Below are 13600 nucleotides of genomic sequence, written 5' to 3' on the forward strand. Positions count from 1 at the left end.
AACCGTCTACCTGGGGGTCAAGGGGTCGCAGGTTCAAATCCTGTCAGCCCGACCGAGATGGAACACCCTCCCACCTGCTGGTGGGAGGGTGTTCTGCGTTCTGCACCTCTCCGCGTGCCCAGCCCCTCCAGGCACGGGCTCGTCAACCCTTCACGGGCCCCACCCAGACCTGCTGGGCATTGGTGAACTCGCGGATGCCGTGCGGGCCCAGCTCACGGCCGTAGCCGGAGCGCTTGATCCCGCCGGAGGGCAGCCGCGGATCAGATTTCACGATCCCGTTGACCGAGACCTGACCGGCGTCGATGCGGCGTGCCATCGCGACCCCGCGCTCGGTCTCGGTCCAGATCGCGGCGCCGAGACCGTAGGGGGTGTCGTTGGCCAGAGTGAGGGCGTGCTCCGCGTCCTCCGCCGCCATCACCACAGCGATCGGCCCGAAGGTCTCCTCGGTGCAGGCCGCCATCCCCGGCGCAACACCGGTCAGCAGAGTCACCGGGTAGAAGAAGCCCTCCCCCTCGGGCATCTCTCCGCCGAGCACGAGGATTGCGCCGGCCGCGACGCTCTCGGTGACCTGCCGGTGGAGGTTCTCTCGCAGCTCCTCCCGGGCGATGGGTCCCACCTTCGTCGCCTCGTCCCGGGGATCACCGACCACCAGGTCCCGCAGCTGGGCGGTGAGCAGCTCGACGAACTCGTCGTGCACGGAGCGTTCCACGATCACCCGCTTCGCGGCGATGCAGGACTGGCCGGCGTTGATGATCCGCGAGAGGGCTGAGACCTCTGCCGCCTTGGCGAGGTCCGCATCGGCCAGCACGATGCAGGGATCGGAACCGCCGAGCTCGAGTACTGCGGGCTTGATCTCGCTCGCGGCGATCGACGCGACCTTCGCCCCGGCCCGGTCCGAGCCGGTGAAGGAGACCGCCTGGACGCGGGGATCACGGATCGCCTGCTCGACGTCCTCGGTGGTGGCCAGCAGGGTCTGGAAGACCCCGTCGGGGGCGCCGGCGGCACGGAACACCTCCTCGAGCGCAGCGGCACAGCCCGGCACATGCGGATCGTGCTTCATGATGGCGGTGTTCCCGGCCATCAGCGCCGGGGCGCAGAAGCGGAAGGCCACCCAGAACGGGGCGTTCCAGGGCAGGATCCCGAGCACTGGGCCGAGCGGCAGGTACTGCACGTAGGAGGAGGTCGCGTCGGACTCCAGGTGCTCTTCGGCCAGGTACTCCGGGCCGAACTCGGCGTAGTGCTCGGCGGCCCACGCCGATTTCGCGACCTCTCCCCTGGCCTCGCCGATCGGCTTGCCCATCTCCTCGGTCATCAGCGGGGCGAGCTCGTCGGTGTGCTCGCGCAGGTAGGTGGCGACTCTCCGCAGCACCTCGGCGCGTTCGGCGAGGGTGGTGTCCTTCCAGGAGGTGTAGGCGGTCTGGGAGCGGTCGATGATCGCGGTGATCTCGGCAGGCGTCGCAGCGGGCACCTCGCGCACCACGGAACCGGTGGTGGGATCGATGGCGGTCAGCATGGTCATGGGTGCTGCTCCTCTCAGAAGCGGGGGGCGAGGACAGCACCGGTCGGGAACGACCGGGCCGAGCTCTCGTGGACGGTGAAGTCCTCGGGCAGGGTGAAGAACGACTCGCAGCCGTCCTCCGTGATGTGGACGGTGTCCGAGATGCCGACGGTCTTGTTCCCGTCCACTCCCCACATCCACGGCAGCAGATGGAAGGTCATTCCCTCCTCGAGCTGCCGCTCATCGCCCTCCAGCAGGGAGACGATGTATCCCTCGTCCCAGGATGGCGGGAAGGCGATCCCGATGGAGTAGCCGGCGCGGGTGACGAGCTGGGCGCCCACGTCGTTGCTCTCGATGCGGGAGCGGGTGAGCACCGCGATCTCGGAGACGGTCACCCCCGGCTTCATCAGTGCCCGCAGCTCCGCCAGGGTCTGCTTCATCAGCTCCTGCGCGGAGTGCATCGAGTCCGAGAGCGCCCCGTTGACCACGGTGCGCATCATCGCCGTGTGGTAGCGGCGGTAGCACCCGCCGACCTCGAGGAAAACGTGCTCGCCGGGACGGATCATGCGGCCCTCCCAGGTGGAGTGGCCGATCATCGAACGGGGTCCGGACGCGACATACGGCATCACCGCCGGGAACTCACCGCCTGCCCGGAACATCGCCGAGGTGATCGCGGCGGCCACATCGTTCTCAGTGGCTCCGGCCATCGCCGCCCCCAGCCCGGCGGCCATCCCCGCCTCCCCGGCATAGGCGGCGAGCTGCATCACGTCGATCTCGGCCTGCGACTTGCGGACCCGTCCCTCCTCGACGATGCCGAAGCAATCCACCAGCCCCTCTCCGAAGGCGTCGTGGAAGCGGTCCTGCTGGTAAGCGGGGAAGTAGTAGCTGTTGCGCTCGTAGCCCACCCGGGAGTCCCCCAGGCGCAGGTCGCGCAGGGTGCTGACGAGTTCGAGGATCGCGTCGCCGTCGTCGGGATAGGGCCGGGAATGCTCCACCCAGGTCCGGGCGATCACGTTGGACTCCTCGAGCGCGCGGGTGATCATCACCGAGTCCGCGCTCAGCGGGACGATCAGGGCCTGGAAGTAGGAGTAGCCGGTGGTCTGATAGTCGGTGAGGTACATGAGGTTCTCGGGGTCGGTGATGATCACCGCGTCCAGCTCCCGCTCCGTCATCCGCCGCCTCAGCTCCCCCAGTCGGCGTTCGTATTCCTCGGGCGCGAAAGTCATATCGGACCGGCGGCGCATCAGCGAGCCTTCGTCGCGGCGTCGATGGCCTGTGCCAGCAGGTCCAGTCCCTCGGTCAGATCGGCTGCGGGGATGGTCAGCGGCGGGATCAGCTTGATCACCCGTCCTCCGCTGCCGCAGGGGCCGATCAGCAGGCCGCGCTCGAAGCATTCCGTCTGGACCTGCTTGGCGAAGGCTCCGTCCCCGGTGTCCAGGGCCTGCATCATGCCCTTGCCGCGCACCTCCCACTCCTTGTCGGGATGGGCCGCGGCGATCGCCTCGAGCGCCTCGCGCATCTGTTCGCCCTTGGCGAGCACGTCGGCGAGGAACGACTCGTCGGTGAAGTAGTCCAGCGCGACGGTCCCCGCGACGAAGGAGAGCCCCTGTCCTCGGAAGGTGCCGGTGTGGGCACCGGGTGACCAGTTGTCGTCGACGGCGGGCTTGTTGAGGTTCATCGCGATCGGGGTGCCGAAGCCGCCGAGCCCTTTGGCGAGCGTGATGATGTCCGGGTCCAGGTCCATTCCGTCGAAGGAGAAGTAGCCTCCGGTGCGGCCCACGCCGGCCTGGATGTCGTCGATGATGAACAGCGCTCCGACCTCGCGGGCGAGGTCCTGGATCTCGTGCAGCCATTCCCTGCTGGCGATGTTGACGCCGCCCTCGGCCTGGACCGGCTCGACGAGGAATGCCGCAGGAGGGGTCAGGCCGCTGGAAGGGTCCCGCAGCGCGGCGGCGTAGTCGGAGACGCCGGTGCGGCCACCGGGCGCGGTCTCGAACTGCAGGCGCACGACGTCGGTGAGCGGAACCCCTGCCCACTGTCGGAATGCCTCATTCGCGGTCGCGGCGAGCGAGCCGAGGGTCATGCCGTGGAAGCCGTGGCTGAAGGCGACGATCTCGCGCCGACCGGTGGTGAGGCGAGCCAGTTTGAGCGCCGCCTCCACCGCATTGGACCCCGTGGGCCCCATGAACTGCATCCGATGGTCCATCCCCCGCGGCGCCAGGACCACCTCATGGAAACGGGCGATGAAGTCACGCTTGGTGGTCGTGTAGGTGTCCAGGCTGTGCGCCACGCCGTCCGCCTGGAGGAACTCGATCATCGCCTCCTTCATCCTCGGGTTGTTGTGCCCGAAGTTCAGGACTCCGGCCCCGGCGAAGAAGTCGATGTAGCTGGTGCCGTCCTCATCGACCTGGCGGGCGTTGGAGGCGGAGGCGAACACCGTCGGATACGCGCGGCAGTACCCGCGGATCTCGGACTCATGCTGCTCGAAGATGGTGGTGTCCATGAGGGACCTCCCGTCGCGATGCGGGGCAACCTCGCTCGTCACGCCCGGCCGCATAGCGAAGTTCGCCCCGTCTGACAAGTGGGTGCCGGTGTGCCGACCATCACTCACCCGGGGCGGTCCCGTCAAGCGGCCCAGCTCGAGAGGCCTGTCGTGACCTCTCTGCACCGGTGCGCCTGCGGGCAGGTCTCGAGTGGGCAGTCCCGCTCCCGGGGGCAGTCAGGCCCTTCAGCTGCCGCGAGCCTCTCCCCAGTCGACACCCTCCAGGGAGAGGTCAGCGGCCATGTCCTCGAGGAAGCGGATGACAAGACGACGTTCGGCGGAGCCGAGCTTCTTCGCTGCGTTGACGCGACGTGCTTGCTGAGCGCCGATCGTTCGCATCGCTGTCGCGCGGGTCGAGGGGTCGACGTGCACGACCAGCGCGCGACGGTCAGTGGGGTGGCGCACCCGCCGGATGTGCCCGGCGTTCTCGAGACGGTCCAAGAGCTTCGTGGTGGATGCGCTCGAGATTCCCAGCGTCCGCGCGATAGCCCCGGGGGTAGCCTCTGAGCCCATGTTCTCGCTCACGATGACGAAGTGCAGGGCTCGCATATCGGTCTCGCTGAGCTCCATGTACCTCAGGGAAGCTTCAGACAGGGCCTTCTCCGCGGCGCGGAGCCGCGAGAGCGCCTCCATCAGGGCGTCTATCTCCTGAACATCCTGCGCAGCCAGGCCGCTGTATTCGATCAGCTCCTCGTGCGGATCGCTTGCGGCCATCGAGAACAATGACGGCGTGGCGGGCTCGATCCCCTGCTGCGCCGCCTGCTCTCCTGACGTGTTCATGCCGACGAGCCTACTCCGCAGAAGGTGACGAAGTAGGTATCTTATCTAACTACTGATCTGTGAGACACTATCCCGGTCACGCAATTTCGAAGGGACGAACATGGCCTCCATCAACGATTCGACGGACGGCTCCGCAAAGCCGACACACCGTCGCAGCACGCGAGGGATCCCCCGAGCCCTGCGCGTTCTGATACCCGCGCTTCTGATCATCGCGTGGCTAGCGGCGGCAGCTGTGGGCGGGCCGTACTTCGGCCGAGTCGAGGAGGTCTCGTCCAATGACCGCACCGCTTATCTCCCCGAGACCGCCGACGCCACACAGGTCTCCCTCCTCTCCTCGAACTTCCTCGGATCGGATTCGCTGCCCGCGATCGTGGTCATCACCTCGAGCGATGAGATCGACGACCAGATGGCTGCCGAGCTCGATGAGACAAGCGCCGATCTCGCGCAGCTGGACGAGATCACCGGCGAGATCTCACCGGTGATCATTGCCGACGACGGCCTCGCCGCACAGCTGTTCATCCCGCTCGACCCGGACGCGGATATGGCAGAGCTGACCGCTGAGATCGATAACACGCTGGCAGCTGATCTGCCCGAAGGCCTCACCCCGTACGTGACCGGCCCAGCGGGATTCTCCGCCGATCTCGGCGCCGCCTTCGCGGGTATCGACGGGCTGCTGCTGGCCGTGGCGCTCGCAGCGGTGTTCGCGATCCTCATCGTCGTCTATCGCTCGGTGATACTTCCCGTGGTCGTCCTCGCCACGAGCGTCTTCGCACTGTGCGCCGCTCTGCTCACCATCTGGTATCTCGCTGCCGCGGATATCCTGCTCCTGTCCGGGCAGACCCAGGGGATCCTCTTCATCCTCGTGATCGGCGCCGCCACTGACTACTCCCTGCTGTACGTGGCCCGATATCGCGACGAGCTCCGCCACACCCGGCTCCGCGGGGCCGCGACGATGAAGGCTCTGCGCGGCACCATCGAACCGGTGCTCGCCTCGGGCGGCACCGTGATCGCCGGCCTCCTCTGCCTGCTGCTGTCGGATCTGAAGTCGAACAGCACGCTCGGCCCGGTGGCGGCCATCGGAATCCTCTTCGCCATGGCCGCGGCACTGACCTTCCTTCCGGCGGCGCTGTACGGCATGGGCCGAGTGGCGTTCTGGCCGCGCCGCCCCCGCTACGAGCCCGACGCCCCCGCCGCCGGGGCCGACCCGGCCGACCATGGCATCTGGGGACGCATCGCGCTCGCCGTCCGGCGCCGCCCCCGGCGCATCTGGATCATCACCGCTGTGGTCCTCGCGGTCGGCTGCCTCGGGGTGACCCAGCTGCGAGCTGACGGCGTTCCGCAATCCGACCTGGTGCTGGCAGAATCCTCCGCCCGCGAGGGTCAGATCGCTCTGGGCGAGCACTTCCCCGGAGGCTCAGGAACCCCCGCCCAGATCCTCGTCGACGACTCCGCCCTCCAGGACGTCACCGACATCCTGCTGGCTGCCGACGGTGTGGATTCCGTGACGGTCACCGCCGAGGACTCCCCCAGCGGCTCCGCTCCCGTCACCGAAGAAGGCGTCCAGCCCTTGGGCCCGCCCGGAACGCCAGCTCCGGAGCCCACCGTCATCGACGGCGACATCCTTCTCCAGGCGACCCTCTCCGACGCACCGGACTCCGCGGCAGCCGAGGACACGGTGCGCGAGCTCCGCACCGAGTTCGCCGCGCAGGACATCTCGGCGCTGGTCGGCGGACCCACCGCCATCTCGATCGACACCAATGACGCATCGGCTCATGACCGCGCGCTGATCATCCCGATAGTTCTCGTCGTGATCCTGCTGATCCTGATGCTCCTGCTCCGCTCGATCCTCGCTCCGATCCTCCTGATCGCCACCACGGTGCTGTCCTTCGGCACGGCGATGGGCGTGGCCGCGTTGGTGTTCAACAACCTGTTCGACTTCCCCGGCGCCGATCCGGCGGTCCCCCTGTACGGGTTCGTCTTCCTGGTCGCTCTCGGCATCGACTACAACATCTTCTTGATGACCCGGGTCCGGGAGGAGTCGCTGAAGCACGGGACCCGCGAGGGCGTGGTGCGCGGCCTCGCCGTCACCGGTGGGGTGATCACCTCGGCGGGCATGGTGCTCGCCGCGACCTTCGCGGCGCTCGGAGTGATCCCGATCCTGTTCCTCGCCCAGCTGGCGTTCATCGTCGCCTTCGGCGTGCTGCTGGACACCTTCGTGGTGCGCACCCTGCTGGTCCCCGCTCTCGCCCTGGACCTGGGCAAGATCATCTGGTGGCCCTCGAAGCTGTGGAGGTCGGGCCGGGCGTGACGTAGCCCGCAGGTTCTGGGGCCCGCGGCCTCAGAACCTGCGCGGCTTCCTAGACTGGCCGCATGAGCATGACCCCCTCCTCCCAGCCCCCGACCGAAGCCTCCACGGCGCTGAACGAGTTCGTCCTCACCGTGGTGTGTGCGGACGCTCCCGGCATCGTCCATGCCGTGACCGGCGCGATCGTGGAGATCGGCGGGAACATCACCGAGAGCCGTCAGTTCGAGAGCGGCACCACCCACCGGTTCTACCTGCGGCTCCAGGTGGTCACTGCGGCCACGCTCGAGCAGCTCGAGGCCGCGCTGTCTCCGGCGGTGGCGCGCTTCGAGCTCGAGCATCGCATCGATGTGGTGGGCCGCCCTCTGCGCACGCTGGTGCTCGGCTCCACCGCGAAGCACTGCGTGAACGATCTGCTCTTCCAGGTCGACTCCGGGAATCTGCCGATCACGATCCCCCTGATCCTCGCCAACCATCCCACCCTCGAGCCGCTAGCCAGCTTCTACGGGGTGCCCTTCGAGCACCTGCCCACCAAGGGCGCCGGCGCGAAGGCGGCCTTCGAGGACCGGGTGCGCGAGGCGATCATCGAGCACGACATCGAGCTGGTGGTGCTGGCACGCTATATGCAGATCCTCTCCCCTGAGCTGTGTGCTGAGCTCGCCGGGCGCTGCATCAACATCCACCACTCGTTCCTGCCCGGCTTCAAGGGCGCGAACCCCTACCGCCAGGCCTATGCGCGCGGGGTGAAGCAGATCGGCGCGACCGCGCACTTCGTCACCAGCGACCTCGACGAGGGGCCGATCATCGAGCAGGACGTGATCCGGGTCGACCACACCCGCTCCCCGCAGGAGCTGATGGCGATCGGGCAGGACGCCGAGGTACGGACGCTCCGCCAGGCCGTCACCTGGTTCGCACAGTCTCGCGTGCTGCTGGATGGACCCCGCACGATCATCTTCCGCTGAGGCGGCCCTCCCGCCTCAGAAGACGGGCCTGCCTCCGGTCACCCCGAGTACGGTGCCGGAGACGTAGCTCGCCTCCGAGGGGCTGGCTAGGAACACGAATGCTCCGGCCACCTCGGACGGCTGCCCGGCTCGACCCAGCGGAGTGTTCGCCCCGAACTCGACGTAGTCGTCGGACACGCGGGTCGCGACGTTGAGCGGGGTCCAGATCGGTCCCGGCGCGACCGCGTTGACCCTGATCCCGCGCGGGCCGAGGTCAGCAGCCAGGTTGACCGTCACGTTGTTGATCGCCGCCTTCGTCGCGGCGTAGTCCATCAGCGGGACTGAGGGGTCGTAGCTCTGGATCGAGGAGCAGTTGATGATGCTCGCCCCATCGCCGAGATGAGGGGCCGCCTCCTGGGTGATCCAGAAAAGAGCTTCCAGGTTCGTGGTGAGGGTGCGGTGCAGTCGCTCGGACGTCATGCCCTCGAGCCCCTTGGGCTCCGCGCGGCCCCATTGGAACGCCGCATTGTTCACCAGAATGTCGAGACGGCCGTGCTCCTCGACGGTGCGGGTCACGAGCGACCGGGCCAGCTGCTCATCGCGGATGTCTCCGGGCAGCAGCAGTGCGCGCCGGCCCGCTTCTTCGATCCAGTGCCGGGTCTGCTCGGCGTCCTCCTGCTCCTCGGGCAGGTACGAGATCGCCACATCAGCGCCTTCGCGCGCGTAGGCGCTCGCGACCGCACGCCCGATCCCGGAGTCCCCTCCGGTGATCAGTGCGGACAGGCCCTGCAGGCGGCCGTGGCCCACGTAGCTGCTCTCGCCGTGATCGGGGATCGGCTGCATGGGGGCAGTGAGCCCGGGCGGCTGCTGATCCTGGGCGGGGAATGAGGGCTCTCCGTCGCGGGTGGACAGGGCGCGGGCTCGTTCCGCGATCTCGGAGGGCAAGGGATCGGTGTGCTCGGTCATCGGTGCTCCTTCGTCGGTGACGGCTGTGTGCTCACGCTAGTGCGCGACGGCAGGGACCGCACCGAACGACCGGTCGGGCGCGTCGTCTGTGGGTCCTGCTGCTGGTACGTCCGGTTCCGGCGGGATGCTCAGCCCTTGACCCCGCCCGCGGCGGCGAAGCCCTGGCCCAGGCTGCGACCGAGGAACAGGTACAACACCACCACCGGCAGCGAGTAGAAGATCGAGAACGCGGCCAGCTGGCCGTAGGCGACCTGGCCGTACTGCGAGGAGAAGGTGTACAGGGTGACCGCGGCGGGAAGGTTCTCGGGGCTCAGCAGCAGCATGAACGGCACGAAGAAGTTGCCCCACATCATCACGAAGGTGAAGATCGTGGCGACCGACAACCCGGAGCGCATCAGCGGCAGCACCACCGACCACAGCGCCCGATAGACGCCCGCGCCCTCGGTCCAGGCGGACTCCTCGATCTCGATCGGCACGCCGTCCATGAACCCCTTGGTCAGGAAGATGGCGTACGGCAGGGAGCTGGCACCGAGGAACAGGATCGCCCCGCCCATCGAGTCGATCAGGTTCACCTGCACGAACAGCGAGTAGACCGGGATCATGATCGCCGTGATCGGCAGCCCGGTCGAGAAGATGATCGTCAGCAGCAGGGGCCGCTTGGCGCGGAAGCGGAACCTCGACATCGGGTAGGCGCACAGCACCGCCGCGACCATCGTCACGATGGTCGCCCCGCCGCACAGCATCAGCGAGTTCGCCAGCGGGCGGAACGTGGTCTCCGTGTTCCAGATCGCCGCGAAGTTGCCCAGCGACCAGCTCTCCGGCCAGGAGACCGACAGGGTTGCCTCGGTGTTGAAGGAGGCCAGCACCACCCACAGCAGGGGCACCAGGAAGGCCGCTCCGATCACGATCATCACGACGGTGCTGGCGATCGTGCTGCTGCGCTCCCTCGACCCGGTGCCGGAGCGGCGGGGGCGTAAGCCGGTCCCGCTCCGTGAGGCGGGGGCAGACTCACGGGTGGCGGTGTCGTCGGTCGTGGTCATCGCTTATCCTCCTCGGGCAGCAGACGCAGGTACGCGAGTGAGGCCAGAGCCCCGATCAGCAGCAGCAGGAGGGCCACGGCGGTGCCGTAGCCGAGCTGCCCGTAGGAGAACGCCTGCTCGTACATGTACAGCGGCAGGGTCTGGCTCTGCCGGGCTGGGCCGCCGCCGGTCATGATGAATATCAGACCGAACACCGACAGGGTCTGCAGCGTGGTCAGCATCAGGTTGGTGGCGATCCCCGGTCGCATCAGCGGCAGCGTCACGGACCGGAAGCGGCGCACCGGGCCGGCGCCGTCCAGCGAGGCCGACTCGTAGACGTCGGCGGGGACAGCGCTCAGCGCCGCGGAGTACACCAGCATCGAGAAAGCGGTGCCGCGCCAGATGTTCGCGAAGGACACCGCGATGATCGGAGCGCTGAACAGCAGGTCCTGCGGCGGCAGACCGATGGCCGAGATGATCACGTTCAGGGAGCCGTCGGGCGCGAAGAAGGTGTAGAGCAGGTAGCCGGCCACGACCTCCGGGAGGATCCAGGCGGCGACCACGACTGCGGTCACCACGAAGGTGACGATCCGGTGGGATCTCTCCATGAGCAGCGCCAGCAGCATGCCGAGCACGTTCTGTCCGATGATCGCAGAGACCACCGTGAAGATCAGCGTCAGCACCACGGAGTTCCAGAAGTCGCCGTCGGTGAATGCATCGGTGAAGTTCTGGAGGCCGACGAAGCTGGTCTCCTCCGCGCCCTCCCCGCGGATCGCGCTGTCGGTGAAGGCGAGGTAGATCGAGTACACGATCGGCCCCAGCATGAAGCCGATCAGCAGCAGGAAGGCCGGGACCATGGGCACTGCACGGGCGGGGGTCAGGCGGTTGCCGAGCCGGCTCGACCTGCGGTGTGGGGGCGGGGTCGGGGACCCGTCGCTCGGCCTCGGGGTCCGCTCGGCGGCGCGGGCATCGGTGGTCATGCGGTGGCCTCCTGCACGTTGTCCTCGCCGACGATGTCGGTGACGGTGGCGTCGTACGCCGCGGCAGCGGCCTCGGGGGTGCTGCCCGTCATCACGGCCTCCATCGCCTCCTGGATGGCGGAGGAGACCTCCGGGTAGGCAGGCAGTGCGGGCCGGTAGTAGGCGGTCTCCAGCAGGTCGGTGAAGTACTCCACGGCCGGGGAGTAGCTGAGGTAGCGCTCGTCGGCGGCGACGTCCTCGCGCACGGTGATGTGGTTGTCGGCGATGGCGTAGTTGATCAGGGTCTCGGTGGACACGAGCTTCTCGAGGAAGCGGAAGGCGATGTCACGGTCGGTGACGTGCTGCGGGATCGACAGCCCCCAGCCGCCGGCCAGGGTCACGGTGCCTGCACCGCCGCCGTCCTGGGTGGGCATGTCCGCCAGGCCCACCACGTCGGGCCATTCGGGCCAGGGACGCGGAGCGGTCTCCGTCCAGTTCTGGGAGATCCAGGAGCCGTCGATGAGCATGCCGAGCTTCTTCTCGGGCAGCAGGCTGGTGTAGATCGACTCGGAGATGTTGGGGTCCAGGTGCTGGCCGAGCGGGAGTGTCAGCTCCTCCTCGAAGAGCGTCTTGAGGAAGGCGAGCGAGTCGATGAACCCCGACGAGCCGATGATCCACTTCTCGCTCTCCTTGTCGTAGAGCCAGCCCTCCTCGGCGGTGCCGTACAGCAGCATCTCGAAGCCCTGCATCGAGGCCTTCTCGCCCTGCGGGGTGCCGGCGAACATGAAGAAGGGCGTCGCCTCGCTCCCGGAGTCACGGATGGTGCGGGCGGCCTCGAGGATGTCCTCCCAGCTGCCCGGCTGCCAGTCCTCCGGGAGCCCGGCCTCGGCGAACACCTCCTTGTGGAACCAGATGGCCCGGGTATCGGTGGTGATCGGGACGCCGTAGATCCTGGCGTCCTCCCCGGTGACGGCCTCCTTCGAGGCCTCGGCGATGTCGTCCCAGTGCGCGAATGTCTCAACCAGGTCGGTGATCGGCTGCAGGTACCCCGCTCCCACGTCGGAGAGCAGGATGAAGGAGTCCTCGTACACCAGGTCGGGGCTGGTGCGGGGGGAGCTCATGAGGAGCTCGTTCTTGGTGAAGTAGTCGTTCTCGGAGGCGACGATCGGGACCAGTTCGACCGTCAGCTCGGGATTTTCGGCGGAGAACTCCTCAGCGGCGGTAGTGATCCACTCCTGCTTGATGGTGCCGGAGCCGAACTGCTGGAAGGCGATGCGGAGGACTTGCGGGTCGCGACCGCCGCCGGTGCATCCGGCGAGGGCGGTCAGCGGGAGCAGCGCGGCCGCTCCCGCGGTGAAGCGCAAGAAGCTGCGACGGTCCGGCACGAGCCGGTGCGGGGGGTCGGGGGCCACGGATGCCTCCTCGTCGAGGGCTACGGACGTTCGACACTAGCCTGTGACGTACGTCTCGCAAAGACCCCGCTCGGCGCGCCGTCGTCCGGGCGGGACGAGCGGCTCAGGCGCGGGGCCGAGCCCGGCCGACGCCCTGAGCGTGTTCGGCGTCGGCGTAGCGCATCCCGGGTGGGACCTGGGCGAGCTCGAACCAGGAAGCGGCCCGCGGCAGCAGCCGCACGTCCTGCCAGGGGACCTCGAAGGCGGGATCACGCCACAGGGTCAACCCGATCTCCTCACGGCGCCCGGCGGCGATCAGCGTGAGCCGACGCAGGCGGGACAGCGGGTGGGGATCTGCCCGGGAGGCCGCGGGGATCGCCACCACGCCACCGAGGTCCAGCGGCCAGACCGTCTCTCCCCAGTGCAGGCTCGCCTGCTCAGGGGAACCGCTGATCACGGCAGGCGGCCGCAGATCCGCGGCTGTCACCGGGGTGGGGGCGAGCGGAGTGCCGCGTTCGAGCACCTCGTGCTGGACCCACGTGCCGGGCAGGAGGGCCGTCCCCCCGACCGAGACGTCCACCAGGATCGATTCGGCGAAGGGCTGCAACGGAACGCTGAGCTGGCCGCCTCGCGTCATGTCACGCCGGGGCACTGCGATGACCCTCACCACGGCAGTGTCGCCGGGTTGGTCGGTCAGCGAGATCCTCACCCGGGTGCCGGGCAGCGGGTCGAGGCGCCTCACCGGCGGAACCGCGCTTCGGGACGGTCCTCGAGCGCCCATCGGAGCTGCTCGGTGAAGCGTGCGTTCATCGGCGGTGCGGCATCCACGGGGAACCAGCGCGCCTCGGTGTTCTCACCATCAGCGGGGTACGGCCTGGAGTCACGGTCGGCCTCGCACAGGAAGCACAGGTCCAGGTACTGGGCCTGGTCGCCATTGCCATAGGTGATGGGTGGCAGGGTGCGCACGTCGAGCAGTCGCCGCGCGGTGGAGGGGATGCCCGCCTCCTCGGCGACCTCGCGCACCGCCGCGCGGGCCGGCTCCTCGCCGGGGTCGATGATCCCGGTGACAGGGGTCCAGGCGCCGTCATCCGCGCGCCGCACGGCGAGCAGCGAGGTCCGTTCACGATCGAGCACCAGGGCGGTGACGCCGGGCATCCACAGCAGCTCGTGCCCGACCCGCTCGCGCAGGGACAGGACGAAGT

At 68.3% G+C, this 13600-nt stretch carries 12 protein-coding genes; 2 read left to right on the plus strand and 10 right to left on the minus strand.

What is annotated here, in order from left to right; genetic code table 11:
* Positions 1-142: 142 nt before the first annotated feature.
* The 4 genes from ACTH43_RS06035 to ACTH43_RS06050 form a co-directional block, all read right to left on the minus strand.
* The gene (locus ACTH43_RS06035; RefSeq protein ID WP_441444023.1) at positions 143-1519 is read right to left on the minus strand and encodes an NAD-dependent succinate-semialdehyde dehydrogenase; all 1377 of its coding nucleotides are present in this window, start codon (positions 1517-1519) and stop codon (positions 143-145) included.
* A 14-nt stretch (positions 1520-1533) separates the two neighbouring features.
* Positions 1534-2742 (minus strand): ectoine hydrolase, encoded by a 1209-nt coding sequence (doeA, locus tag ACTH43_RS06040; protein WP_441444024.1) that lies wholly within the window; start codon positions 2740-2742, stop codon positions 1534-1536.
* A complete protein-coding gene (locus tag ACTH43_RS06045; RefSeq protein ID WP_441444025.1) occupies positions 2742-4001 on the minus strand; it encodes an aspartate aminotransferase family protein in 1260 nt (419 codons plus the stop codon). Before ACTH43_RS06045 ends, doeA begins: the two co-directional genes overlap by 1 nt.
* Before the next feature lie 225 nt (positions 4002-4226).
* On the minus strand, positions 4227-4820 hold the full coding sequence (locus tag ACTH43_RS06050) for a MarR family winged helix-turn-helix transcriptional regulator (protein ID WP_441444026.1): 594 nt from the start codon (positions 4818-4820) through the stop codon (positions 4227-4229).
* 100 nt (positions 4821-4920) lie between these two features.
* On the opposite strand from ACTH43_RS06050, the gene ACTH43_RS06055 reads away from it, so the two are divergent.
* Positions 4921-7128, plus strand: coding sequence for an MMPL family transporter (locus ACTH43_RS06055; RefSeq protein ID WP_441444027.1), 2208 nt, complete (start codon positions 4921-4923; stop codon positions 7126-7128).
* Between the two features lie 68 nt (positions 7129-7196).
* Positions 7197-8084, plus strand: a complete 888-nt coding sequence (locus ACTH43_RS06060; RefSeq protein WP_441444114.1) for a formyltetrahydrofolate deformylase — start codon at positions 7197-7199, stop codon at positions 8082-8084.
* A gap of 15 nt (positions 8085-8099) precedes the next feature.
* Here the strand turns inward: ACTH43_RS06060 and ACTH43_RS06065 are convergent, their stop codons facing one another.
* From ACTH43_RS06065 to ACTH43_RS06090, 6 genes are all read right to left on the minus strand, one after another.
* Entirely contained in the window at positions 8100-9029 is a 930-nt protein-coding gene (locus tag ACTH43_RS06065) for an SDR family oxidoreductase (protein ID WP_441444028.1), read from the minus strand.
* 128 nt (positions 9030-9157) lie between these two features.
* A complete protein-coding gene (locus ACTH43_RS06070) occupies positions 9158-10069 on the minus strand; it encodes a carbohydrate ABC transporter permease (RefSeq protein WP_441444029.1) in 912 nt (303 codons plus the stop codon).
* On the minus strand, positions 10066-11028 hold the full coding sequence (locus ACTH43_RS06075) for a carbohydrate ABC transporter permease (protein WP_441444030.1): 963 nt from the start codon (positions 11026-11028) through the stop codon (positions 10066-10068). The genes ACTH43_RS06070 and ACTH43_RS06075 overlap by 4 nt, the downstream gene beginning before the upstream one ends.
* Positions 11025-12419, minus strand: coding sequence for an extracellular solute-binding protein (locus ACTH43_RS06080; RefSeq protein ID WP_441444031.1), 1395 nt, complete (start codon positions 12417-12419; stop codon positions 11025-11027). The genes ACTH43_RS06075 and ACTH43_RS06080 overlap by 4 nt, the downstream gene beginning before the upstream one ends.
* Before the next feature lie 103 nt (positions 12420-12522).
* On the minus strand, positions 12523-13140 hold the full coding sequence (locus tag ACTH43_RS06085) for a hypothetical protein (RefSeq protein WP_441444032.1): 618 nt from the start codon (positions 13138-13140) through the stop codon (positions 12523-12525).
* Positions 13137-13553 carry an NUDIX domain-containing protein gene (locus tag ACTH43_RS06090; protein WP_441444033.1) on the minus strand — a complete coding sequence of 139 codons (417 nt, stop codon included), beginning with the start codon at positions 13551-13553 and terminating at the stop codon, positions 13137-13139. Before ACTH43_RS06090 ends, ACTH43_RS06085 begins: the two co-directional genes overlap by 4 nt.
* Between the last annotated feature and the right edge of the window lie 47 nt (positions 13554-13600).

It is taken from the genome of Brachybacterium sp., assembly GCF_052095815.1.
Lineage (GTDB): Bacteria > Actinomycetota > Actinomycetes > Actinomycetales > Dermabacteraceae > Brachybacterium.